Source organism: Salmonella sp. 2020_1395, from assembly GCF_043848115.1.
Classification (GTDB): domain Bacteria; phylum Pseudomonadota; class Gammaproteobacteria; order Enterobacterales; family Enterobacteriaceae; genus Salmonella; species Salmonella enterica.
In genome coordinates, this window is sequence record NZ_JBCMFH010000003.1 from 1 (window position 1) to 24,524 (window position 24,524).

Consider the following 24,524-nt stretch of genomic DNA (forward strand, 5'->3'; position numbering starts at 1 on the left):
AGTAAAAGAGTCCGTGGCAATTTATAACCATGAACGGCCACACCTGGCCCTGAAATACAAAACGCCCGATGATGTTCATCAGGCGTTTTACAGACAAAAAACTGTCAACCTATATCAGGACTAGTCAAGCAAACCACTTTCGGAAAAACGATTAATAACCAATAATTGCCGAATATTGCGCCACGCTGTTCGCAACCTAACCAAACAGACACTTTCCGACGTTTTTCGATGAAAAAGAGGTTGACGCTTCAAGGCTCAATACGCATAATGCGCCCCGCAACGCCGATAAGGTAACGCGAAAAAAGATGGCTACGTAGCTCAGTTGGTTAGAGCACATCACTCATAATGATGGGGTCACAGGTTCGAATCCCGTCGTAGCCACCATCTTTTTTGCGGGAGTGGCGAAATTGGTAGACGCACCAGATTTAGGTTCTGGCGCCGCAAGGTGTGCGAGTTCAAGTCTCGCCTCCCGCACCATTCACCGATAAGCGTTGTACGGATGGGGTATCGCCAAGCGGTAAGGCACCGGTTTTTGATACCGGCATTCCCTGGTTCGAATCCAGGTACCCCAGCCATATTTCTTCGAGTTTGCGGTTCACCGCGACGGTATTGGGGTATCGCCAAGCGGTAAGGCACCGGTTTTTGATACCGGCATTCCCTGGTTCGAATCCAGGTACCCCAGCCATCGAAGAAATCATCTGGCTACGTAGCTCAGTTGGTTAGAGCACATCACTCATAATGATGGGGTCACAGGTTCGAATCCCGTCGTAGCCACCATATTCAGAACGCGTCGAGGTATTCGACCGGTTCGAAAATAATTTGTTGGGGTATCGCCAAGCGGTAAGGCACCGGATTCTGATTCCGGCATTCCGAGGTTCGAATCCTCGTACCCCAGCCAGTTTTAAAGACGCTCTGCTAATGAGCGCAAGAAGTACGACAATTGGGGTATCGCCAAGCGGTAAGGCACCGGATTCTGATTCCGGCATTCCGAGGTTCGAATCCTCGTACCCCAGCCACCTTTAAAAAGCTCGCTTCGGCGAGCTTTTTGCTTTTCTGCGTTTATAAATTCCGAAAGAGGTTTCCCCCTCAATGCCCTGCTATCAGTAAAACGCTATGATAAAGCCTTACAGGGATCGTTCGGTAACCTCACAATGAATTACCAGTTTTGTTGGTATCTCTTTTTGCGGCCATTAACATTTTTTATGGTCGTCTTGCTCTGCGCTTTCACCTTCATTGATATCACGGCCAGCGCCGCCTGGTTGATTATTTTGGGTCTGGTTTACCCCGTGGCAGTGTCAATGAGGCTACATATACTGCACCAGAAAAAGGCCGTCATGCTACGCCAGAATAGTGCGGAATGGATAGTGTATCTGCCAGGGATCCCTGTGCAAGAAAAACAAAGCGCGCTGATTAATGTCGCGTTTTCCTCGAAAACGGCGCTGCGTGGATTCTATATTCGCGCCCTGTCCAGCAAAGTCATTCTTCACATCATCACTTTTTATATTCTGTGGTTTGATGTCCAACATGCAACACTGACGTGGTATCGGATTCTCGCCGCATTAATCACCCTGGCGATTCTTGTAAAATCAATGAGTTCCACATTACTGATGCTACATAAAGTAGTACGTTGCCAATACAACGTATGCACAATTGAAATGGCATCACCTTGGTATGAGTTTGATTTAAAAGGGAAATTAGGTTTATGTGCTTTATTTGCAGTAAAGTAAGATGTCAATACGCTTACCCGACCTGCAATTGAGCGTTTTTACAAACCGGGTAAGGCATTCAGCGGGTTACAACCCCAACGCATACTTCAGCGCCTGACGTTTTAGCACGCCTGCGCGCTGCGCCGCCATCAGCCCCATATTGCGTAAAATACGCAGCGGCGGCAATTCATTGCTGAACCCGGCATAAAACAGATCCATTCCACTTTGCATCATAAAATTATCTGCCATGCGCCGCGTCTGATAGCGTTTCAACACCGAATGGCTGGCCCAGGACTCGCCATAGCTACGGGCACTCGCCAGCACATCAATCAACGCATCAACATCCCGATACCCCAGGTTGACGCCCTGCCCGGCCAGCGGATGAATGGTATGCGCCGCGTCGCCTACCAGCGCCAGCCCCGGTTGCGCATACTGCAACGCGTGACGACGGGTTAGCGGAAACGCGCCCGCCGCGACAGGCATCACCGCCCCCAGACGCGCCGGAAAGTGCTGGTTAATTTCCACCTGCAATTGCGTCATCGATAAACCCTGCAGCTGGCGAATACGCGCCGGAGCGTCATACCACACCAGCGACGCCCAATCGTCGAACAGCGGCAAAAAAGCGCGCGGCCCCGTTGGCGTAAACTGCTGCCAGGTGCTGTCGCCTGGCGCATTTTCACACTTGACGGTGATAAGCATACACGACTGCGCATATTGCCAGGCATGAATGCCAATTCCCGCCATTTGCCGAACCTGCGAATTCGCGCCGTCGGCGCCAATCACTAACTTCGGCGTTACCCATTCGCCGTCGGCCAGTTCCAGCGCATAACCATCGTGGCGGCGGTGCAATGCCGCCAGTGAAGCCGGAACGCGCAGCGTCACGCCGGGGTGCGCTTCCAGCGCCTGCCACAGCGCCTGTTGCAGGACGTTGTTCTCTACCATATAGCCTAACAGCGGCAGCTTGAGTTCAGCTGCGTCGAACACCACATGGGCGTTTTCCCACTCCCAGGTCTCCAGTCGCCGATAAGGATGGCTACGCATCCCCTGCACCGCCTCCCAAACGCCCAGTCCCTTGAGCAGCGCCACGGATGCCGCACTAATGGCCGAAATCCGCACGTCAGGCTGGCTGTCAGCCACAAACGGCGCAGGCGCGGCATGTTCTATTACCATCACCGTAAACCCTTGCTGCGCCAGACCCAGCGCCAGCGCGCCGCCGACCATTCCCCCGCCGACAATGGCAATTTCCGTTGGTTGATTTGTCATGGTCATTCATCCTGTTACGTTTTAGACAAGTTTACAGGATTTTTTACCCATTAGGGCTGACGTCAGTCATACTGGTCACAACCGCGCCAAAGCATTACACTATGCGCCCTGCTTTTCAGCCACTATTTCGCAAGAGCAAGTCGATGACTAAAAAACTCCATATTAAAACCTGGGGCTGTCAGATGAACGAGTACGATTCATCGAAGATGGCCGATCTGCTGGACGCCACCCACGGCTATCAACTGACCGACGTGGCGGAAGAGGCGGATGTGCTGCTGTTGAATACCTGCTCAATCCGCGAGAAGGCTCAGGAAAAAGTCTTCCATCAATTAGGTCGCTGGAGACTGTTAAAAGAGAAAAATCCCGATCTGATTATCGGCGTCGGCGGCTGCGTGGCTTCCCAGGAAGGCGAGCACATTCGTCAACGCGCCCATTACGTCGACATTATTTTTGGTCCGCAAACCTTACACCGCCTGCCGGAGATGATTAACTCCGTGCGTGGCGACCGCAGCCCGGTGGTCGATATCAGCTTCCCGGAAATCGAGAAGTTCGACCGTTTGCCGGAACCGCGCGCCGAAGGCCCGACCGCTTTCGTTTCTATCATGGAAGGCTGCAATAAATATTGTACTTACTGCGTGGTACCGTATACCCGCGGTGAAGAAGTCAGCCGTCCCTCAGACGATATCCTGTTCGAAATCGCCCAGTTAGCGGCGCAGGGCGTGCGTGAGGTCAACCTGCTGGGCCAGAACGTTAACGCCTGGCGCGGAGAAAACTACGACGGCACCACCGGTACCTTTGCCGATCTGCTGCGTCTGGTTGCCGCCATCGACGGCATTGACCGTATTCGCTTTACCACCAGCCATCCGATTGAGTTCACCGACGATATTATCGAGGTGTACCGCGATACGCCGGAGCTGGTCAGTTTCCTGCATCTGCCGGTACAGAGCGGTTCCGATCGCGTGTTGAATCTGATGGGGCGCACCCACACTGCGCTGGAATATAAAGCAATCATCCGTAAACTGCGCGCGGCGCGGCCGGACATTCAGATAAGCTCTGACTTTATCGTCGGTTTCCCTGGCGAAACTACCGATGATTTCGAAAAAACCATGAAGCTTATCGCTGACGTCAACTTTGATATGAGCTACAGCTTTATCTTCTCTGCGCGTCCGGGAACGCCGGCTGCCGATATGGTTGATGACGTACCGGAAGAAGAGAAGAAGCAGCGTCTGTATATTCTGCAAGAGCGTATCAATCAGCAGGCGATGGCATGGAGCCGCCGTATGCTCGGCACGACACAGCGCATTCTGGTGGAAGGTACGTCACGTAAAAACATTATGGAACTGTCTGGCCGTACCGAAAACAATCGGGTGGTGAACTTTGAAGGCACGCCGGAGATGATTGGTAAGTTTGTCGATGTGGAAATTACTGACGTCTATCCGAACTCCCTGCGCGGAAAAGTGGTGCGTACCGAAGATGAAATGGGGCTGCGCGTCGCCGAAACGCCGGAGTCCGTCATTGCCCGTACCCGTAAAGAAAATGAGCTGGGCGTAGGATTCTACCAGCCTTAATCCTGCAGGAAAGGCAATAATGCCCGATGGCACTACACCTGTCGGGCTTCCTGGTCATGGCCTGTCGCCCGACGGGCCTTGCAATTTTCCCTCTTCATCCCCATCTTCATTGCAATGCTTGCGCCTTTTCCCTATGGCGTGAATAATTTCCTTAGATGCCGGTAAATGTTCAGCGTCCGGCGATACAGATACAAGAGGAACAGTTTGAATATAGACACTCGCGAAATTACCCTTGAGCCCGCAGACAACGCCCGTCTGTTGAGCCTTTGCGGGCCGTTTGATGACAATATTAAACAGCTCGAACGTCGTCTCGGTATTGAAATCAACCGCCGTGACAATCACTTTAAACTGACCGGTCGTCCGATTTGCGTGACCGCGGCGACAGATATTTTGCGAAGTCTGTATGTCGATACCGCACCGATGCGCGGCCAGACTCAGGATATCGAACCGGAACAAATTCATCTGGCGATCAAAGAAGCGCGGGTGCTGGAACAGAGCGCGGAAAGCGTGCCTGACTATGGCAAAGCGATCAATATCAAAACCAAGCGCGGCGTGATTAAACCGCGTACCCCGAACCAGGCGCAGTACATCGCCAATATTCTCGATCATGATATTACCTTTGGCGTCGGCCCGGCGGGTACCGGTAAAACTTATCTTGCGGTCGCCGCTGCGGTAGACGCCCTGGAGCGCCAGGAGATTCGCCGTATTCTACTGACCCGTCCGGCGGTGGAAGCGGGCGAAAAACTCGGCTTTCTGCCAGGCGATTTAAGTCAGAAGGTGGACCCGTACCTGCGTCCGCTGTATGACGCGCTGTTCGAAATGCTCGGCTTTGAAAAAGTCGAGAAGCTGATTGAGCGCAATGTGATTGAAGTCGCGCCGCTGGCCTATATGCGCGGACGCACATTAAACGACGCCTTTATCATTCTGGATGAAAGCCAGAACACCACTATCGAACAGATGAAGATGTTCCTGACGCGTATCGGCTTTAACTCGAAAGCGGTGATCACCGGCGACGTGACGCAGATTGACCTGCCACGCAACACCAAATCCGGCTTGCGTCATGCCATTGAAGTGCTGGCGGAAGTCGATGAAATCAGCTTTAACTTCTTCCACAGCGAAGACGTGGTGCGCCATCCGGTCGTTGCCCGCATTGTTAACGCCTATGAAGCCTGGGAAGAGGCCGAACAAAAACGCAAAGCGGCGTTGGCGGCAGAGCGTAAGCGTGAAGCCCAGGAGCAGGAACAGAAATGAGCCAGGTGATCCTCGATTTACAGTTGGCCTGTGAAAACCACGCGGGCCTGCCGGATGAAGCTCAGTTTCAACGCTGGCTGGACGGCGTTATTCCGCAGTTTCAGGAAGAGGCGGAAGTCACAATCCGTCTGGTGGATGAGGCCGAAAGCCACGACCTTAATTTGACGTACCGCGGGAAAGATAAACCCACTAATGTTCTCTCCTTCCCGTTTGAAGCGCCCCCCGGCATTGAAATGCCGCTACTGGGCGATCTGATTATTTGCCGTCAGGTCGTGGAGCAGGAAGCGCAGGAACAGAGCAAGCCGCTGGAGGCGCACTGGGCGCACATGGTCGTGCACGGTAGCCTGCATTTGCTGGGTTACGATCATATCGACGATGACGAAGCGGAAGAGATGGAGTCTCTCGAAACGGAGATTATGCTTGCTATGGGCTATGAGGATCCGTACATTGCCGAGAAGATTGCAGAATAGTAGCTTGCCGGATGGCGGCGCTTGCGCCTTATCCGGCCTACATTCATGCCTTTTGTAGCCCTGATAAGCGTAGCGCCATCAGGCAAAACATGCCGTCACAGCTGAGTATACGCATGACGAGCTTTGTATTAACTAACATGAGAACCCATACGACGCCATGAGCGACGACAATTCACACAGTAGTGACACAGTAAACAGTAAAAAGGGATTTTTTTCCCTGCTACTCAGCCAGCTTTTCCACGGGGAACCTAAAAACCGCGATGAGTTGCTGGCGCTGATCCGTGATTCCGGGCAGAACGAACTTATCGATGAAGATACGCGCGATATGCTCGAAGGCGTAATGGACATCGCCGACCAGCGCGTTCGCGATATTATGATCCCGCGCTCCCAGATGATTACCCTGAAACGCAATCAGACGCTGGACGAATGTCTCGATGTTATCATCGAGTCCGCCCACTCGCGTTTTCCGGTGATCAGCGAAGATAAAGATCACATTGAAGGGATTCTGATGGCCAAAGATTTGCTGCCGTTTATGCGCAGCGATGCCGAAGCCTTCAGCATGGACAAAGTGTTACGCACCGCGGTTGTCGTACCGGAAAGCAAACGGGTTGACCGTATGCTCAAGGAATTCCGCTCCCAGCGCTACCATATGGCCATCGTTATCGATGAGTTTGGCGGCGTTTCCGGCCTGGTAACTATCGAAGACATCCTCGAACTGATTGTCGGTGAAATTGAAGATGAGTATGACGAAGAAGACGATATCGACTTCCGTCAGCTTAGCCGCCATACCTGGACGATTCGCGCGCTGGCGTCGATTGAAGACTTCAACGACGCTTTCGGCACCCACTTCAGCGATGAAGAAGTTGATACCATCGGCGGGCTGGTGATGCAGGCGTTCGGCCATTTACCGGCCCGCGGCGAAACCATTGACATTGATGGTTACCAGTTCAAAGTGGCGATGGCCGATAGTCGTCGTATTATTCAGGTGCATGTCAGGATCCCGGATGACTCGCCCCAGCCAAAACTGGACGAATAACAGCAATAGTGGACTAAAAATGGCATTTGCCTCGTTAATTGAACGCCAGCGTATTCGCCTGCTGCTGGCGTTATTATTCGGCGCCTGCGGAACACTGGCTTTCTCTCCGTATGACGTCTGGCCCGCAGCGATAGTGTCGCTTATCGGGCTGCAGGCCTTAACGTTTAATCGCCGCCCGCTCCAGTCTGCCGCTATCGGCTATTGCTGGGGACTCGGACTTTTCGGTAGCGGGATTAACTGGGTTTATGTCAGTATCGCGCAGTTTGGCGGCATGCCGGGTCCGGTTAACGTTTTTCTGGTGGTGCTGCTTGCAGCTTATCTCTCGCTGTATACCGGACTGTTTGCCGGGATTTTGTCGCGCCTGTGGCCAAAAACCAACTGGCTGCGCGTCGCTATCGCCGCGCCTGCAATATGGCAAATCACCGAATTTTTACGCGGCTGGGTGCTGACCGGCTTCCCCTGGCTGCAATTTGGCTATAGTCAGGTCGATGGCCCGCTAAAAGGCCTGGCGCCGGTAATGGGCGTCGAAGCGATCAACTTCCTGCTGATGATGGTCAGCGGCCTGTTAGCGCTGGCACTGGCGACGCGGAACTGGCGTCCGCTGGCTGTCGCCGTGATTCTGTTTGCTTTGCCCTTTCCGCTACGTTATATCCAGTGGTTTACGCTGGAACCGGCCAAAGCGACCCAGGTATCGCTGGTGCAGGGCGATATTCCGCAGTCGCTGAAGTGGGACGAAAACCAGCTACTGAATACGCTAAAAATTTATCTCAACGAAACTCGCCCAGAGTTAGGCAAATCACAGATTATTATCTGGCCTGAGTCGGCGATTCCGGATCTCGAAATCAATCAGCAGCCTTTCCTTCGTTCGCTGGACGAGATGTTACGCGAAAAAAATAGCACGCTGATCACCGGTATTGTCGATGCGCGTCTCAATAAACAGAATCGATACGACACCTACAATACGATTATTACGTTGGGCAAAGATAATCCATACAGTTATGATTCGCCCAATCGCTACAATAAAAATCACCTTGTGCCCTTTGGCGAGTTCGTTCCGCTGGAGTCTATCCTGCGTCCGCTGGCGCCGTTCTTCGATCTGCCCATGTCCTCCTTTAGTCGCGGCCCTTATATCCAGCCGCAGTTACATGCGCACGACTATAAGCTGACGGCGGCAATCTGTTATGAAATTATTCTTGGCGAACAGGTGCGGGATAACTTCCGCCCGGACACCGACTACCTGCTGACGATTTCTAACGACGCCTGGTTTGGTAAGTCCATTGGCCCGTGGCAACATTTCCAGATGGCGCGGATGCGTTCGCTGGAGCTGGCGCGTCCGTTACTGCGCAGTACTAATAACGGTATTACGGCGGTGATTGGCCCGCAGGGCGAAATTCAGGCGATGATCCCGCAGTTCACACGCCAGGTACTGACCACCAATGTCACGCCAACCACGGGGTTAACTCCCTATGCCCGTACCGGCAACTGGCCGCTATGGGTACTGACCGCGCTGTTTGCTTTTGGCGCGGTAGTGATGAGTCTGCGACAACGACGGAAATAATCTCTTCCCAGGCCGGATAGCGCTTCATTTATCCGGCCTGAAAATCCTCCTTTTTCCCTCATTCTGGCACGTCTATTGCTTTGTTAAACATGGCAAACCTGTTCTGGCTGCTTGTGCAACCTGGTCGCACCAAAATCGATCATCGGTAGCACCTGAACGGTGCAATGTAGGATTTTTGCCTCTGAACGGTGCGGCGCACTTCGCAAAAATAAACAATATCGCAGCAAAATATTTACAACAAGCCACACTAAATGTTAACAAACACACATAACACTGCACGCGCAAGTTGCAGGCAATAACAACATCACAATAGCTATCAATGCGTCGACGGCGCAGATGATAAAGGAGTTGGATATGCAATTACGTAAGCTAACCACAGCAATGCTGGTCATGGGACTGTCTGCGGGCCTTGCGCACGCAGAAGATGGCGCGCCTGCCGCTGGTAGCACCCTGGACAAGATCGCTAAAAATGGCGTGATCGTCGTCGGGCATCGCGAATCTTCTGTGCCCTTTTCTTATTACGACAACCAGCAGAAAGTGGTCGGCTATTCCCAGGACTACTCCAACGCCATTGTGGAAGCGGTAAAAAAGAAACTTAACAAGCCCGATCTGCAGGTGAAGCTGATCCCGATCACCTCGCAAAACCGTATTCCACTATTGCAAAACGGAACCTTCGATTTTGAATGTGGTTCAACGACTAACAACCTTGAGCGCCAGAAACAGGCCGCCTTCTCCGATACGATTTTCGTCGTCGGGACGCGACTGCTGACTAAAAAAGGCGGCGATATTAAAGATTTCCCGGATTTGAAAGGCAAAGCGGTCGTCGTCACCTCCGGGACGACCTCTGAAATTCTGCTGCATAAGCTTAACGAAGAGCAAAAGATGGGGATGCGTATTATTAGCGCGAAAGACCACGGTGACTCGTTCCGCACCCTGGAAAGCGGTCGCGCCGTCGCCTTTATGATGGATGACGCGCTGCTGGCCGGCGAGCGCGCCAAAGCCAAGAAACCGGATAACTGGGAGATTGTCGGTAAACCGCAGTCCCAGGAAGCCTACGGCTGTATGCTGCGTAAAAACGACCCTGAGTTTAAAAAGCTGATGGACGATACCATCGCCCAGGCGCAAACCTCCGGCGAAGCGGAAAAGTGGTTTGATAAGTGGTTTAAAAATCCGATCCCACCGAAAAACCTGAACATGAATTTCGAATTGTCTGACGAGATGAAAGCCCTGTTCAAAGCACCGAATGATAAAGCGCTTAACTAACTAAAACTAAATGGGACGGGACTCCTGTCCTCTCGATTGTCGCTCAGCACGGACAGACTATAAGCCTGATGGTCGTTCCCCATCGGGCCTGAAGCCGCAAATCGCCGGGCAACAATCTTCGAGGGTAGCGCTGCTACCCTTTTTTTTCGGAGTAGATGTATGTCAATAGACTGGAACTGGGGTATTTTTTTACAGGAAGCCCCCTTCGGCAATACCACTTATCTCGGCTGGCTATGGAGTGGTTTTCAGGTCACCGTAGCCCTTTCGATTACCGCCTGGATTATCGCTTTCCTGGTAGGATCTATTTTCGGCATTTTACGTACCGTTCCCAACCGTTTCCTCTCCGGACTGGGCACATTGTACGTAGAACTGTTCCGTAACGTGCCGCTGATCGTGCAATTCTTCACCTGGTACCTGGTGGTGCCTGAACTGTTGCCGGAAGATCTTGGCATGTGGTTTAAGGCGGAACTCGATCCCAATATTCAGTTTTTCCTCTCCTCAATGATCTGTCTGGGACTGTTTACCGCCGCCCGTGTTTGCGAACAGGTACGCGCCGCGATTCAGTCTCTGCCTCGCGGGCAGAAGAACGCGGCGCTGGCGATGGGGCTAACGCTGCCGCAGGCTTATCGCTATGTCCTGCTGCCGAATGCCTATCGCGTTATCGTGCCGCCAATGACGTCAGAGATGATGAACCTGGTGAAAAACTCGGCCATCGCGTCAACCATCGGTCTGGTGGATATGGCGGCGCAGGCAGGCAAACTGTTGGATTACTCGGCGCACGCCTGGGAATCCTTCACCGCCATTACGCTGGCCTATGTGCTGATTAACGCCGTTATCATGCTGGTCATGAGCCTGGTTGAACGCAAAGTCCGCCTGCCGGGCAACGTGGGGAGCAAATAATGTACGAATTTGACTGGAGTTCGATTATCCCCTCACTGCCTTACCTGCTGGCCGGGTTGGTCATCACGCTGAAGATCACCGTCACCGCCGTTGTCGTGGGGATAGTCTGGGGAACCATTCTGGCCGTCATGCGCCTCTCAAGCTTTACCCCTATCGCCTGGTTTGCTAAAGCGTATGTTAACGTTTTCCGTTCCATCCCGTTGGTGATGGTGCTGCTGTGGTTTTATCTGATTGTACCCGGCTTTCTGCAAAACGTGCTGGGACTATCGCCGAAAACCGATATCCGCCTGATCTCCGCGATGGTGGCATTCTCTATGTTTGAAGCGGCCTACTATTCCGAGATTATTCGCGCCGGTATTCAAAGTATTTCCCGCGGGCAGTCCAGCGCCGCGCTGGCGTTGGGGATGACCCACTGGCAGTCGATGAAGCTCATTATTCTGCCGCAGGCGTTTCGGGCGATGGTGCCGCTGTTGCTTACGCAGGGCATCGTGCTATTTCAGGACACCTCTTTAGTTTATGTACTCAGCCTGGCGGACTTCTTCCGCACCGCGTCGACTATCGGCGAGCGTGACGGTACTCAGGTCGAAATGATTCTGTTCGCCGGTGCCGTTTATTTTGTTATCAGCCTGAGCGCGTCGTTGCTGGTCAGCTATTTGAAGAAAAGGACAGTTTAATGATTACCCTGAAAAATGTTTCAAAATGGTATGGTCACTTTCAGGTGCTGACCGATTGTTCAACAGAAGTGAAAAAAGGTGAGGTGGTGGTAGTCTGCGGGCCATCGGGTTCCGGTAAATCCACGCTGATTAAGACCGTCAATGGTCTGGAACCGGTGCAAAAAGGCGAAATTACCGTTAACGGCATTATTGTGAACGACAAAAAAACCGATCTGGCGAAACTGCGTTCCCGCGTGGGCATGGTATTCCAGCACTTCGAGCTGTTTCCCCACCTGTCGATCATCGAAAACCTGACGCTGGCGCAGGTGAAAGTACTGAAACGCGATAAGGCCGCCGCCCGCGATAAGGGCCTGAAGCTGCTGGAGCGCGTTGGCCTGTCTGCGCATGCCAACAAGTTCCCGGCGCAGCTTTCCGGCGGTCAGCAGCAGCGTGTCGCCATCGCCCGTGCGCTATGTATGGACCCTATCGCCATGTTATTCGATGAACCGACTTCCGCGCTCGATCCGGAAATGATCAACGAGGTGCTGGACGTGATGGTCGAACTGGCGAACGAAGGGATGACCATGATGGTGGTGACGCACGAAATGGGCTTTGCCCGTAAAGTGGCTAACCGGGTGATCTTTATGGATGAAGGTAAAATCGTCGAAGATTCGCCAAAAGAGGAGTTCTTCGCTAACCCCAGTTCCGATCGCGCAAAAGACTTCCTTGCGAAAATCCTGCACTAATCTTCCCGGCGCGCATGTCAGAGTGCGCGCTATCTCACGCTTTACCGCTTCGCTTCTCGAAACGTATCCAGCCGGGCGTTAACCTTGTCACAAAGTACCGCTTACAAGGAGCCACAATGGCACTGCCCATTATTATTGATTGCGATCCGGGTCATGATGACGCGATCGCCCTCGTTCTCGCCCTCGCCTCCCCTGAACTGGAAGTGAAAGCGATCACCTCTTCCGCCGGCAACCAGACGCCGGAGAAGACGCTGCGCAACGTGCTGCGGATGCTGACGCTGCTCAAACGCCCGGATATTCCGGTGGCGGGCGGTGCGGTGAAACCTCTCATGCGCGAACTGATTATCGCCGATAACGTTCACGGCGAAAGCGGCCTCGACGGCCCGGCGCTGCCCGAGCCGTCATTCGCCCCGCAAAGCGGCACTGCCGTTGAGCTGATGGCAAAAACACTGCGTGAGAGCTCACAGCCAGTCACCATCGTCTCCACTGGCCCACAGACCAACGTGGCGCTGCTGCTGAATAGCCATCCGGAACTGCACGCGAAAATTGCGCGCATTGTGATCATGGGCGGCGCAATGGGATTGGGGAACTGGACGCCCGCTGCGGAATTTAATATTTACGTCGACCCGGAAGCGGCAGAAATTGTCTTCCAGTCAGGCATTCCGGTGGTGATGGCCGGGCTGGACGTCACCCATAAGGCGCAGATTCACGCCGCCGATATCGAGCGTTTCCGCGCCATCGGTAACCCGATTTCCACCATCGTCGCCGAACTGCTGGACTTCTTTATGGAGTATCACAAAGACGAAAAATGGGGATTTGTCGGCGCGCCGCTGCACGACCCGTGCACCATCGCCTGGCTGCTGAAACCCGAGATTTTCACCACCGTTGAGCGTTGGGTTGGCGTGGAAACCCAGGGGAAATACACCCAGGGGATGACGGTGGTGGATTATTATTTCCTGACGGGGAATAAGCCGAATGCGACGGTGATGGTCGATGTAGACCGCCAGGGATTTGTCGATTTGCTGGCGGAACGGCTGCAATACTACGCATAAAGCGCAAAGTAGAATCCAGGGATGAACAGCGATGTTTTGGCGTAACAATAGACCTGAAATTAGCCTGCTACAGCACGATGTAGCCCATATAACGTTTTCAGTACGTAACGGAAAAGCATTGCTTCGTCCCTGCGTTATCCACGATCCCGACTCTTACGCCGGTATTCATACGCTCTCCTGGCATGGCTCGCCGCTGATTCGTTTTTACACTGAAGCCTGGTGCCCAACTTGTGCAGAATTTGTTTATGCCGGTTTTAGCAATGATGATGAAGGCGCCGCGCAGTTTTTATCCTCACTTGCCGAGTGGAATCAGCCAGGAGTCGGGTTGAACGAAGCATTTACCGCCCTGACGCCGCTATTTTCACTCTTTGCCGATGGCTATTACCGGCTGGAAGAACGCGAACTTTATCCGACGGATGGCAACGGGCATTTTTTCTGGGCGGTGGGTAACGAAAAACAACCGAATCCCGCGACCACAGGGCAGTGGATTGCTGACGTGGACTATCACTACCAGTCCGGCGAACCCTGTTTTTTACTGCCAGGCCAGCCCCCATCGCGATTTAACCCACAACGCGCCGGGTATTACCGCGATAAGCCAGAGAGCCACGCGCTGGCCTGGCATATGAATGACAGCTGGCTTTGCGTCCTGCTTGATGGTCACCATAAAGCCACCGCCGCCGCGCTGGAAGGCCGGCCCGTGAAGACCTGGGTCATCAGCCAGCCGGTAGCGGTGTCATGCTACGAGACGCGACAGCAATACCTGCGATTTTATGACGGCGAGCGCCTGGAAGAAGCCCAGTTTCAGCGCCGCATCCCCCTGAAAATACAGTACGAAAAACTACCGCCATCCCTTTGGGAGGATTACTTTACTCGCCATGACGAACGTTATACCCGCGTCAACTGGCCGAACGCATTGGCTAACTGCGCAACGCATTATCCCGATCTTGCGGCCTGCGCAGATATTATTGCCGCAGGCGATTTGAGCGAAGCCGGTCTCAACAAAATCATGGCGCAAGGGATCGCCGAAGAGGGATTTCCCGCCGTACTGTTACGCGCGCTGTTTTATACCCATTCTCCCTTGTTGATTGATTTTGTCCGTTTTCTGACTCGCGCACCCGGTTATGCTTGCCACTACCCGCTGGCGTTTCGTTTACTGGCCCAGAAACGCACGCCACAGGCCGATGCTTTTTTCCTCGATTTCGCCATCAATGATGACGGCGAGCGCCCGGAGTTGACGAACATTATGGATGAATACTTTCGCCAGGCGTGACATTGATAAAGATCACCACGCCAGAGGGTGGTGTTCTTTATTCTATAAACTCTCTTTCCCGATAAATTAAACGCAATGGATAATGCAACGTTAGCGATTGGTATCGATCTCGGCACCACTAATAGTTTAATCGCCGTCTGGCAAGACGGAGCCGCACAATTAATACCTAATAAATTTGGTGAATATTTAACACCATCCATAATTAGTATGGATGAAAATAAACAAATTCTGGTGGGAAAACCTGCCGCAGCGCGTAAAACATCTCATCCAGATAAAACCGCTGCCTTATTTAAACGCGCAATGGGCAGTAATACTCACTGGCATTTGGGTGAAGAGTCGTTTAATGCGCCGGAATTATCTTCGCTGGTTTTACGCTCGCTGAAAGAAGATGCGGAAGACTACCTTCAGCAGCCAATCAAGGACGTCGTGATCTCGGTTCCGGCTTATTTCAGCGATGAGCAGCGTAAGCATACACGCCTTGCCGCTGAGCTTGCGGGGTTAAACGCCGTGCGCTTGATCAATGAACCCACGGCGGCGGCAATGGCTTATGGCCTGCATACGCAGCAAAACAGCCGTTCGCTGGTTTTCGATCTGGGGGGCGGAACCTTTGATGTGACCGTTCTGGAATACGCTACGCCGATTATCGAAGTTCACGCCTCCGCTGGCGATAACTACCTCGGCGGCGAAGATTTCACGCATTTGTTGCTTGATGAAGTGCTAAAACGCTGGAATCTCGATAAATCAGCGCTGACGGATAGCGATCTGGCTGCGCTGTATGCCTGTGTTGAAGCCGCAAAATGCGCCAGCGGCTCCCCGCTGCGCATGAGCTGGCTTTATCAGGAGAGCGTTCTGGAAAGCACGTTTTATGACGATGAGCTGGAAGCCCTGTGGCTACCGTTGCTCAACCGGCTGCGCACGCCCATTGAGCAGGCGCTGCGCGACTCCCGACTCAAACCGGAGCAAATTGATAGCCTGGTGCTGGTCGGCGGCGCGTCACAGATGCCGCTGGTGCAACGCATCGCGGTGCGCTTATTCGGTAAATTGCCCTATCAAAGTTACGATCCCAGCACCATCGTGGCGCTTGGCGCCGCAACTCAGGCCGCCTGTCGCCTGCGCCATGAAGACGTTGAAGAGGTGATCCTCACAGATATCTGCCCCTACTCGCTGGGCGTAGAGGTCAACCGACAGGGCGTGCCTGGTATCTTCTCGCCCATCATTGAACGCAATACCACCGTTCCGGTGTCAAAAGTGGAAACGTACTCCACCATGCACCCTGAGCAGGACTCTATCTGCGTCAGGGTATACCAGGGCGAAAGCCACAAGGTGAAAAATAATATCCTGATCGATTCTTTTGACGTCATGCTGAAGCCGAACGGGCACATTCAGGCCATTGATATTCGTTTTAGCTACGATATTAATGGCCTGCTGGAAGTTGACGTGCTGCTGGAAGACGGCAAGAGTGAATCCAGAATCATCAGTCACAATGCCACCTCACTGACGACGCAGCAAATCGACGCCAGCCGCGAGCGCCTGCAGGCGCTGAAAATTTATCCCCGCGATATGCTGATTAACCGGACGTTTAAAGCACAGTTAGAGGAGCAGTGGTCACGCGCGTTAGGCGATGAGCGCGAAATGCTGGGGGAGATTATTACCGATTTCGACGCGGCGCTGCTGTCTAATGATATGCAGCGCGTCGATGACGTGCGCCGTCGCGCCTGCGAATATCTGGGTATTGACGAGCCGAAAGCGCCGTAACGGCGCTTTCACTACCCCTGTTCAGAAAAAATGGAAGAATCGATTTAACGCGCAGACAATCAACGCGATCAAACCGACAATCTTCATGATTTTCATCACCCCGCCAGATTCCGCCTGACGGGGTGTTTCGGTTTTCGCTTCAGAAGACAATTTTTTCTCAGCCGCCAGCCTGAGCTCTTCCGCCAGCTCCTTTTTGTCACGAATATCGCCTGGCTTCATGGCGATTTTAGATGACAATGCCTGGGTTATCAGCGCCTCCAGCGGACAGGCTTGCCCCTCCTCCAGCCGGATCAGCAGGCGAAAAAAGGGCTTTTCTTTGGGAAACGCTTCCAGCACCACCTGCTCCGCCGTCCGGTACAGATCCAACAGCGGCGTTTCGGGTTCCCCCTGGGTACTCAGCCGTGAATTTGCCCACGCCATCGCTTTTCGCTTATAAAACAGGGAGTCAACAAATGAACGCCCCAGCGGTGATAACCTACCGCTGTGCAAAATGTCGGCCCACAGTAAACGCGTGCGCGCACTTTCACCGGGGACATATTCGGCATCCGCCATACAGCGCGCTTCGACCGCCATCACCGCCAGCGGGAAGAAATCAGGCCGGTGCTGGCGGCACCAGCCCAGCAACAGGTCGTCCGCCTGCGTGGAGGGGTAACGCTGCCAGAAATCGCAAAGATCGGCCAACAGGCTTTCTCCTTCGCCGCAGAGCAAACGCTGTTTGCAAAGGTAATAGTGCGCATCTTCGTTATCCGGCTCCGCGGCCTGCCAGCGACGAGCAATATCGACCAGTTCGGCCATGCCCCACTGCTCGGCGCTAAACCAGTGTAATAGTTTACGATGCAGCTGTTTATCATCGGGAATTATCCAGGCTCCCTGAACCTGCAGAGCGTCGGCAAAATGTTCGGGATAAAAGCGCCAGATACGCTCAAGCTTAAAAAAGTAGGCGTCAGTTTGGTCTTGAACAACAAGAGGCAATTTGGCCAGACTTAGCAGATCAAACGCATCGCCCCGCTTTACGGTCTCCAGAAATGCTTCCAGCTCTTCTCCCTCAGCATCATCGTCCGCTTCCTGCGGCTGCCAGTTCAGACGCTGCGCCAACAATGCCAGGCAAGACAGCGAGATCGTTTCCGTTTTCATGGCGATGTCGCACAACTGCCAGCGCAGCTTATCTATCTCATCCATTGAACACTGGTTCAATTGCTGAATAAATTTCTGCCATGCCGAGGGCTGAAAGCGATCGCGCTCTGATGCCAGCAATTCCCTGAACGCCACCAGTATTTCATGTTCGTCGCCCACCTCTTCCGTTTTTGCGTCCTCCGCAGGCGAGGCGGCCCAGTGCTGCGCTTCTTCATAGGCCTGGCGCAATCGCTTAAAACCCTGCGGATCGCTCTCAGGGTGAAATGAGGGCAACAGGGCAAGATAAGCCTGACGGATACATTCCAGATCGGTGGTGGGTTCAATGCCCAGGATTTCCCAACAGATATTCATAAATCGCTCACTCCTTTAAGCGTTTCCGGGCATGTCGGTTGTTCGTTGAGCGGACGCCACGGTAGCTGCGCATAATAACTCTCTGTCGTAGAGGCCAGTTCATTAAACATCCGCGCGCCTGAAGCGTCGTACTTTAGGTGAGCGAAATATGCCTGTATGGTGTCCCCTTTAGCCTGCCAGTACAGCCGACCCAACGAATAGGCGGCAAAATATTGCGTCCAACCGTCGTAAAAATAGTACGCCCGCGCATAGATACGCGATTGCAGCCACAGGCTTTCCTCTTCCGTCAGCCATTGATTCAACACCCCCATCCGGCATAAAAACCCCATACGCACATAGTCCCAGGCTTTAATGCCTCCGCGCCCGCAGCATAGTGCGGTTTCGGCAACAAATCGCGCATAAATCTGGCCCTGCTCGCCAAACTGCGCGGTAAATTCGCGCCATTGACGAGGAGATAGCGTAAACCAGCGGATATAAAAGGGAGCCAAATCTGCCGCATGACCATCGTCCGTCATCCGATAGATGGTTTGAATAAGATCTTCACGGTTATCAATCCCCCATGAATCGGAGAGATCGACAGCAGGAATTCCGGTATACATTGCTGGAGAGGTATGCGAAGGCTCATTGCCGATATATAGCACCTCCATCGGCGTGGAGAGCGCAAAAAGTAAATATTGTTCTTCCTTGTCCATATTCGATATCCCTAATGCATAAACTGGCGTAATACATGGCCGACAACGCCAATAAATAAAATGATTTTAATCACCTGCCAGAGGCCAAAGCCGCCGCCAGATTCCTCCGTACTCGGCGAAGTCACCGTCGTCACCGGTTCTTCATCTGCGACTACAGCTTCACACGGTGTGGCGACAGCCGCAGCCCGCCCCAGCAACCCGCGAATAACCAGCGCTTCCAACGGGCAGATATCCGGCGCATCAAGCTTCGTTACCAGACTCTGTAACAATGCCGCTGACGGCTCCTCGGCGCACGCCAGGCTATCCGCCACCTGATACAACAGCCAGTATGGATGCTGGCTATGCGCCTCACTCACCGCTGGCGCGCCATAATTCAAACGCCGCGCAATAAAACTTTCGCTTAGCGGCGATAATGCGCCGCTGTGCAGCGCCTCGGCCCACAGCAAGCAGGAACGGGCGCTGGAGCCGGGAATATACAGCAGCGGTTCGCCATCGATATCGACCTGCTCGCGCGTCTCAACCGCCATCACCAGCAGCGGGAAAAAGTCCGGTCGATGCTGACGGCACCAACGCAGCAACAGATCGTCAAGCTGGGTAGAAGGATGCGCCCACCACTGCGCGTAAAGTTCTGGCAGCAGGCTATCGCCTTCACCGCAGAATACGCGCTGGGCTAAGTAGTAATAACCCGGCGTCTGGCTATCGGGTTCGGCTTCCTGCCATGTCAGGGCGACGGGCAGCAGCTCCGCGACGCCAAGATGCAGGGTGCTGAACCAGCGTAACAAGCGTCGGTGAAAGCGCAGATCGTCCGGGACAATCCACGGGCCGTGCTGGGCCATAAGTTGGGCGAAATAGAGAGGATGCTCGAAAAAGGTGTTGTCCAGGGCATCATAAAACGCCAGAGTCTGATTCTGCACCTCCGGCGGTATATTGAGCAGTAGCGCATAGTCAAACATATCGCCGTGCTCAACATAGGACAGAAAATTATCCAGCCTTTCGCGATCCATCTCCTCATTGCAGTCCCGTTGCTCCCAGCTCAACCGCTGCGATAGCAGGTTCATACAACTATAGGAGACTGGAAACGTCTGCATCGCGATATCGCACAATAGCCAGCGCGCTTTTTCGGCCTGTGTAATCGATAATTTATTGATCTGTTGGATAAACTCCTGCCATGCCTGCGGCTGAAAGCGCCGTTCTTCATCCGCCAGCAAGTCACGGAAAATCTCCCCGAGATAATTCACCCACGGGGTATCGGGATCCTCATCAACCACCGTAATGGCGGGCGATGTTGTCCCCTGCAATGCATTCTCATAGGCTTCTCGCAATAGCTTAAAACCCTGCGGATCGGTTTCCGGATGAAATGACGGCAGCAGCGCCAGATAAGCCTGACGAATGGCGTCGGTATCCGTGGTGGCCTCAATACCAAGGACTTGCCAACAGGTTTTCATAGATCGCTCACCTCCTGAAGCGTGTCCGGGCATTCAGGGTAATGAGGCAGGTAGCGCCACGGCAGCGTGGCGTAAAAACTGTCTTTCCCGGCGATCAGCTTATTCATCATACGTCGCCCCGCGTCATCAAACTCCTTACGGGCGAATGTCTCGCGTAGCAACGGTAGGTTATCGCCATTCCGTAACTGCCAGTACAAACGCCCGGTGTAATAAGCGCTGAAATATTGCAACCAGCCGGAATAATAGCTGAGCGCACGAAGCTGTATCCGCGACTGCAGCCACAGGCCCTCCTCTTCCGTCAGCCATTCATTGAGTACGCCCATGCGGCAGAGAAATCCCATCCGCACATAATCCCAGCTGCGAATACCGCCTTCACCGCAACACACGGCGGTATCAGCGACGAATCGGGCATAAATACGATCTCCCTCGTCCAGCGTGTCGGTATACTCCTGCCACTCCTGCGGCGCATACCTAAACCAGAGGCGATATAGCCATTCCAGTTGTGTGGCATGACCGTCATCCGTCATGCGGGAAATGGTCTGAAGCAGTTCATCGCGATTTTCAATACCCCACGACGATTCAAGATCGAAACGTTTTATCCCTAAATACATTTTCGGTGACGAATGTGAAGGTAAACAGTCCTCGTTCAATACTTCCATCGGCGAGGAAAGTGCAAAGAGTAAATATTGTGATTCTTTATCCATAATAAATCGCCAAAATATATTCACACCACAAATAAAAACGCAATTGAAAACTAAAATAGAGTACAACAAAGCCAAATCGCAATATATTATTAATCTAAAAAACAATGGCGGGATAAATTAAAAAATGAATCATTCCATAACCAGTCATCCCTGCGACAACGTATCTTTAGCACAATTAACCGAACTGGCGCAGTCAGGAAATAGTGAAGCTCAATATATATTAGGCCGTTTATATAATGACGAACGTATAGATGGCAGCGAAGAGGATAAGCTCTCTTTTTATTGGCTACAGCAGGCGGCCGAGCAAGGGCATTGCGAGGCGCAATATTGGCTCGGCTTACGATATTCAGACACGCCTACCAGCATGAAAGATAATGCCAAAGCCTCATACTGGTTGGAAAAAGCAGCAAAGCAAGGGCATAAGCTTGCGCCTAACGACCTGGGGTGGGTCCTGGAAGGAGAAACAGGAAGTGAACCAGATTACGCTCAGGCAGTATTCTGGTATCGCGTCGGTACGGAACGCGGGCACAGCTATGCGCAAAATAATCTCGGCAAAATGTATGAAGGAGGTGACGGTGTTGAGAAGAATCATCAACTGGCCTTTTATTGGTACAAACAGGCGGCCTTACAAGGTGACGCTACCGCCCAGGAGAATCTGGCAGATATGTATTGGGACGGTCGCGGCACGACAAAAAACCTACGCCTGGCTACCTTATGGTATTTGAGAAGTGCGCTACAGGATGAAGTCCATTCCCAATTCCAGCTTGGCTGCGCGTATAGCGAAGGGGAAGGCGTTAAGCAGGATTATCAGCAGGCAATGCACTGGTATCAACAAGCTGCGGCGCAGGGAGATAGCAATGCTTACGTTAATATCGGCTGGATGTACAAACAAGGACACGGTGTCGAGCGTGACGATGAAGAAGCACTTAGCTGGTTTCATCGGGCGGCGGAAGCTGGCAACGTTACCGCATGGTATAACCTGGGTTTTATGTACCGCGACGGGCGCGGTACCGCAGTGGATGTGAAGCAGGCGCTCTACTGGTTCAAAAAAGCACAGCCCACGGGCAAATGGAACGTCGACGAAGAGATCCGCAAACTGGAAGCCCAACTGCACGCTTAACATGGCGGACGGCAACCGTCCGCTCACGATAATGAACCTTACGGCTCAAACGGCCTGCGCTGGAACTGATCGTGCCCACACTTCGGGCAGAGCGGCAGCACATCCGGCGTGTAAACCGCCAGATGATAGTGGCATTTCTCGCACACCAGATTCCCCAACCCCACCACTTCGCCACTGTGATACACGCCGTGGTGATTCAAATCCTGGAAGACTTCACGCCATTCCAGCTGGGTTTTGTCGGTAATGTCCGCCAGTTCCTGCCAGAGACTCTCTTTAATCACCCGCAAGAAGACGCTATCTTCCTGGCTCTCTTCGTAGCTCATGGCGAACTCTTCCAGATCGCGTCTGACAGCGCGCGTCAGTTCGTCCACCTCGGTTCGCGTTAACTCCCCTGTTTGCATCACGCGCTGGCGCGCCTGCTCCACCAGCGCATCAATGTCGCGCTCGCCATTGCGTAAACGCTCGCTTAATGAGGCCACCAGTTCACGGTAATATTGAGCAACCTTGTTCATCACTTCACCTCTTGGATCGTTAACTGCCTATAATAATAGACGTTATTTGCGTTACGCTTTGCAAGGCTGCCCACAGAGTCTGTAAATTCTTGTCAGGCCGACTCACGTATCCAGCGCGTCAGCGAGGTACGATCGACATTTAACCGTTTCGCCACTAACGATTTATTATCCCTTTCCGCCTCTAATAATTTTCTCAAAATACGCAGGCGAATCGTTTTATAATCGCCAGCCAGCATCTGGCAGTCGTGGCAGGTAGTTGGCTCGCGTCGGCTCCCCTCTTCCAGATCGTCCAGCAAGAGGCGACCCTCATCCAGCGTTGCCGGGGAGTGATCAATAGAGAGCACCAGCCGTTCGATAATATTGCTTAACTGCCTGACGTTTCCGGGCCAGGCGAAGCGCTGAAGCTCTTGCCACAGCGCCGGGGTTAACGTTAGTGCCGGGCGTTTATAATGCTGGCTGAAACTAGTAAGCAGCGACAGGCCGATGGCTTTGATATCCTCCGGACGTTTGCGTAGCGGGATGGTGGTCACTTTTAATACGTTAAGCCGATAGTAAAGATCTTCGCGAAATGTCCCGTCCGCAATGAGCTTCGTTAACGTCTGATTGGTCGCCGCAATCACGCGAATATCAACAGGTATCATCTGGTCCGAGCCCAGCCGCATAATCTGCCGCTCCTGCAATACCCGTAATAAGCGCGTCTGTAGCGGTTTATCCAGTTCGCTAATCTCATCCAGAAAAATGGTACCGTGGTGCGCTAATTCAAACAGGCCTATTTTGCCTTTCGGCGACGCGCCGGTAAATGCGCCGGCGACATAGCCAAAGAGTTCGCTCTCCAGAATCTGAGGGGCCATCGCGCCGCAGTTAATGGCGACAAACGGGCCGTTGACGCGTTGGCTGGCATTATGAATACTTTGCGCCAGCACCTCTTTTCCCGTCCCGCTTTCGCCATTAATTAAGATAGTCGCGTCCGTACCGGCATAATTTTTAATGATCGCCAGACGACGCAGCATTTCCGGGTTTTCGGTAAGCAGATCGTCGAAATGATAGCGGGCGCTCAAGCCACGGCGAGACAGTTCCTGGCGGCGAACATGATGTTCCGCCCCCTGTAAACTGGAGACGGTTTGCATCGTCAACACTACCCGGCTTAACTGTCTGGCCGCAAATACCGGATACAGATTAACCACCATCGCGCCTTGCGGCGTATCGACGACTTTCGCGCTGACGGTTTTTCCCTCGCGTAATGTATGCCGCTCCTGGTGCAATACCTGTTTCAGGAAAGATGCGTCATAAATTTCACCGGAGGCGTTAATTTTAAAAAGTTGGCTCGCATATTTATTATAATGCAGTAACGCGCCGGTATCATCAAGCGTGATAACAGCTTTATCAAACTGATCGAGAATCAGCTGCAGATGATGGCGCTCCAGTAATTGGCTGCGAAAAGCCAGATATAATGAGCGGGCTTCTTCCAGAGCTTCGGTTATTGAGGCGGGGCTGGAATCAAGTAAACGGAATTGCGAGCCCAGCGGTGAAAAATAATCCTGACAAACGGTATCGCCAACAATGCAATCTAATGGCGTGGACGCTAATTGCCGCTTCAGGCAAGAAATCGTTTCTTTATCATTTCCCTGTAAGGTAAAAATTTTATAGTTAATATTTAACTGTTCCGCTACGCGCGCGCATCCTTTGATCACACTGGAAAAGCCGACAATACCGACAGTGCCTTTTTGTCCTTTAAAAGGGATAAGCGCATCAAGAATGTCGTAGCCGGACATTTTAATTTCGACTACCGGTAATTTACTGTGCTTTTTTAATATTTCCGCACAGCCGCCACGACTAATCAGTACCTGGTGCCCACGGGACTCTAATAAAGGTAGCTCATCCAGGATACGATTAAGCGTCGTTTGATGAATAGTGACGGCGTAATCCAACTGCGCGACCAGCGCCTCGGCAGCCTTTGCCAGTTGCGGATAAGGAGAAACAAAACAGAGAGGAGATGCGGCTATATCTTTCGTCTTATTCATCACTCACCATCCTGTTGGTTTATAAACGGGCGAGACCGCCCGTCGTGATTTATT

At 52.9% G+C, this 24,524-nt stretch carries 21 protein-coding genes and 7 tRNA genes; 21 read left to right on the top strand and 7 right to left on the bottom strand.

What is annotated here, in order from left to right:
• The first annotated feature begins 307 nt into the window (after window positions 1–307).
• The 8 genes from ACH0WD_RS04840 to ACH0WD_RS04875 all read left to right on the top strand — a co-directional run bounded on the left by ACH0WD_RS04840 (window position 308) and on the right by ACH0WD_RS04875 (window position 1,727).
• A tRNA-Met gene (locus ACH0WD_RS04840) sits at window positions 308–384 on the top strand.
• An 8-nt stretch (window positions 385–392) separates the two neighbouring features.
• Window positions 393–477 (top strand) — tRNA-Leu (locus tag ACH0WD_RS04845).
• A gap of 23 nt (window positions 478–500) precedes the next feature.
• Window positions 501–575 (top strand) — tRNA-Gln (locus tag ACH0WD_RS04850).
• 35 nt (window positions 576–610) lie between these two features.
• Window positions 611–685 (top strand) — tRNA-Gln (locus tag ACH0WD_RS04855).
• A gap of 15 nt (window positions 686–700) precedes the next feature.
• Window positions 701–777: transfer RNA gene (locus ACH0WD_RS04860), tRNA-Met, on the top strand.
• A gap of 46 nt (window positions 778–823) precedes the next feature.
• Window positions 824–898, top strand: a tRNA-Gln gene (locus ACH0WD_RS04865).
• A gap of 43 nt (window positions 899–941) precedes the next feature.
• Window positions 942–1,016, top strand: a tRNA-Gln gene (locus ACH0WD_RS04870).
• Window positions 1,017–1,151: 135 nt separating this feature from the next.
• On the top strand, window positions 1,152–1,727 hold the full coding sequence (locus ACH0WD_RS04875; protein ID WP_001109081.1) for a hypothetical protein: 576 nt from the start codon (window positions 1,152–1,154) through the stop codon (window positions 1,725–1,727).
• Between the two features lie 66 nt (window positions 1,728–1,793).
• On the opposite strand, the gene ubiF is transcribed toward ACH0WD_RS04875, so the two are convergent.
• Complete coding sequence (ubiF, locus tag ACH0WD_RS04880; protein ID WP_000184624.1) at window positions 1,794–2,969, bottom strand: 3-demethoxyubiquinol 3-hydroxylase; 1,176 nt, start codon at window positions 2,967–2,969, stop codon at window positions 1,794–1,796.
• Window positions 2,970–3,112: 143 nt separating this feature from the next.
• Between ubiF and miaB the strand changes: the two genes are divergently transcribed.
• The 12 genes from miaB (at window position 3,113) to ACH0WD_RS04940 (ending at window position 16,491) form a co-directional block, all read left to right on the top strand.
• Window positions 3,113–4,537, top strand: coding sequence for a tRNA (N6-isopentenyl adenosine(37)-C2)-methylthiotransferase MiaB (miaB, locus tag ACH0WD_RS04885; RefSeq protein WP_001519200.1), 1,425 nt, complete (start codon window positions 3,113–3,115; stop codon window positions 4,535–4,537).
• Window positions 4,538–4,741: 204 nt separating this feature from the next.
• A complete protein-coding gene (locus tag ACH0WD_RS04890; protein WP_001018045.1) occupies window positions 4,742–5,788 on the top strand; it encodes a PhoH family protein in 1,047 nt (348 codons plus the stop codon).
• Window positions 5,785–6,258 carry an rRNA maturation RNase YbeY gene (gene ybeY, locus ACH0WD_RS04895; protein WP_000084477.1) on the top strand — a complete coding sequence of 158 codons (474 nt, stop codon included), beginning with the start codon at window positions 5,785–5,787 and terminating at the stop codon, window positions 6,256–6,258. Before ACH0WD_RS04890 ends, ybeY begins: the two co-directional genes overlap by 4 nt.
• A 157-nt stretch (window positions 6,259–6,415) precedes the next feature.
• Complete coding sequence (gene corC / locus ACH0WD_RS04900) at window positions 6,416–7,294, top strand: CNNM family magnesium/cobalt transport protein CorC (RefSeq protein ID WP_001278615.1); 879 nt, start codon at window positions 6,416–6,418, stop codon at window positions 7,292–7,294.
• A gap of 19 nt (window positions 7,295–7,313) precedes the next feature.
• The gene (lnt, locus tag ACH0WD_RS04905; RefSeq protein WP_001575804.1) at window positions 7,314–8,852 is read left to right on the top strand and encodes an apolipoprotein N-acyltransferase; all 1,539 of its coding nucleotides are present in this window, start codon (window positions 7,314–7,316) and stop codon (window positions 8,850–8,852) included.
• 354 nt (window positions 8,853–9,206) lie between these two features.
• Window positions 9,207–10,115: an amino acid ABC transporter substrate-binding protein gene (locus tag ACH0WD_RS04910; protein WP_001518176.1), complete on the top strand. Its 909-nt coding sequence runs from the start codon at window positions 9,207–9,209 to the stop codon at window positions 10,113–10,115.
• Between the two features lie 159 nt (window positions 10,116–10,274).
• Window positions 10,275–11,015 (top strand): glutamate/aspartate ABC transporter permease GltJ, encoded by a 741-nt coding sequence (gltJ, locus tag ACH0WD_RS04915; protein WP_000020930.1) that lies wholly within the window; start codon window positions 10,275–10,277, stop codon window positions 11,013–11,015.
• Window positions 11,015–11,689 (top strand): glutamate/aspartate ABC transporter permease GltK, encoded by a 675-nt coding sequence (gltK, locus tag ACH0WD_RS04920; protein ID WP_000272802.1) that lies wholly within the window; start codon window positions 11,015–11,017, stop codon window positions 11,687–11,689. The genes gltJ and gltK overlap by 1 nt, the downstream gene beginning before the upstream one ends.
• Entirely contained in the window at window positions 11,689–12,414 is a 726-nt protein-coding gene (gltL, locus tag ACH0WD_RS04925; RefSeq protein ID WP_000631369.1) for a glutamate/aspartate ABC transporter ATP-binding protein GltL, read from the top strand. The genes gltK and gltL overlap by 1 nt, the downstream gene beginning before the upstream one ends.
• Before the next feature lie 116 nt (window positions 12,415–12,530).
• Window positions 12,531–13,466, top strand: a complete 936-nt coding sequence (rihA, locus tag ACH0WD_RS04930) for a pyrimidine-specific ribonucleoside hydrolase RihA (protein WP_001207426.1) — start codon at window positions 12,531–12,533, stop codon at window positions 13,464–13,466.
• Window positions 13,467–13,497: 31 nt separating this feature from the next.
• Window positions 13,498–14,736 carry a hypothetical protein gene (locus ACH0WD_RS04935; protein WP_000498889.1) on the top strand — a complete coding sequence of 413 codons (1,239 nt, stop codon included), beginning with the start codon at window positions 13,498–13,500 and terminating at the stop codon, window positions 14,734–14,736.
• Window positions 14,737–14,811: 75 nt separating this feature from the next.
• Complete coding sequence (locus ACH0WD_RS04940; protein WP_000368031.1) at window positions 14,812–16,491, top strand: molecular chaperone HscC; 1,680 nt, start codon at window positions 14,812–14,814, stop codon at window positions 16,489–16,491.
• Window positions 16,492–16,512: 21 nt separating this feature from the next.
• Here ACH0WD_RS04940 and ACH0WD_RS04945 read toward each other — a convergent pair whose 3' ends face one another.
• From ACH0WD_RS04945 to ACH0WD_RS04960, 4 genes are read right to left on the bottom strand one after another with little or no spacing between them, the layout of a single operon-like run.
• The gene (locus ACH0WD_RS04945) at window positions 16,513–17,976 is read right to left on the bottom strand and encodes a J domain-containing protein (protein WP_001017757.1); all 1,464 of its coding nucleotides are present in this window, start codon (window positions 17,974–17,976) and stop codon (window positions 16,513–16,515) included.
• Entirely contained in the window at window positions 17,973–18,668 is a 696-nt protein-coding gene (locus ACH0WD_RS04950) for a DUF1266 domain-containing protein (protein ID WP_000356624.1), read from the bottom strand. Before ACH0WD_RS04950 ends, ACH0WD_RS04945 begins: the two co-directional genes overlap by 4 nt.
• Window positions 18,669–18,679: 11 nt before the next feature.
• Entirely contained in the window at window positions 18,680–20,113 is a 1,434-nt protein-coding gene (locus ACH0WD_RS04955) for a J domain-containing protein (RefSeq protein WP_000845193.1), read from the bottom strand.
• Window positions 20,110–20,817 carry a DUF1266 domain-containing protein gene (locus ACH0WD_RS04960; protein WP_001747487.1) on the bottom strand — a complete coding sequence of 236 codons (708 nt, stop codon included), beginning with the start codon at window positions 20,815–20,817 and terminating at the stop codon, window positions 20,110–20,112. Before ACH0WD_RS04960 ends, ACH0WD_RS04955 begins: the two co-directional genes overlap by 4 nt.
• 124 nt (window positions 20,818–20,941) lie before the next feature.
• Between ACH0WD_RS04960 and ACH0WD_RS04965 the strand changes: the two genes are divergently transcribed.
• Window positions 20,942–21,937, top strand: a complete 996-nt coding sequence (locus ACH0WD_RS04965; RefSeq protein WP_001016633.1) for a tetratricopeptide repeat protein — start codon at window positions 20,942–20,944, stop codon at window positions 21,935–21,937.
• A 38-nt stretch (window positions 21,938–21,975) separates the two neighbouring features.
• Here the strand turns inward: ACH0WD_RS04965 and ACH0WD_RS04970 are convergent, their stop codons facing one another.
• Window positions 21,976–22,449 (bottom strand): zinc ribbon-containing protein, encoded by a 474-nt coding sequence (locus tag ACH0WD_RS04970; RefSeq protein WP_001044885.1) that lies wholly within the window; start codon window positions 22,447–22,449, stop codon window positions 21,976–21,978.
• A 92-nt stretch (window positions 22,450–22,541) separates the two neighbouring features.
• The gene (locus ACH0WD_RS04975) at window positions 22,542–24,470 is read right to left on the bottom strand and encodes a sigma-54-dependent Fis family transcriptional regulator (protein ID WP_001044182.1); all 1,929 of its coding nucleotides are present in this window, start codon (window positions 24,468–24,470) and stop codon (window positions 22,542–22,544) included.
• Between the last annotated feature and the right edge of the window lie 54 nt (window positions 24,471–24,524).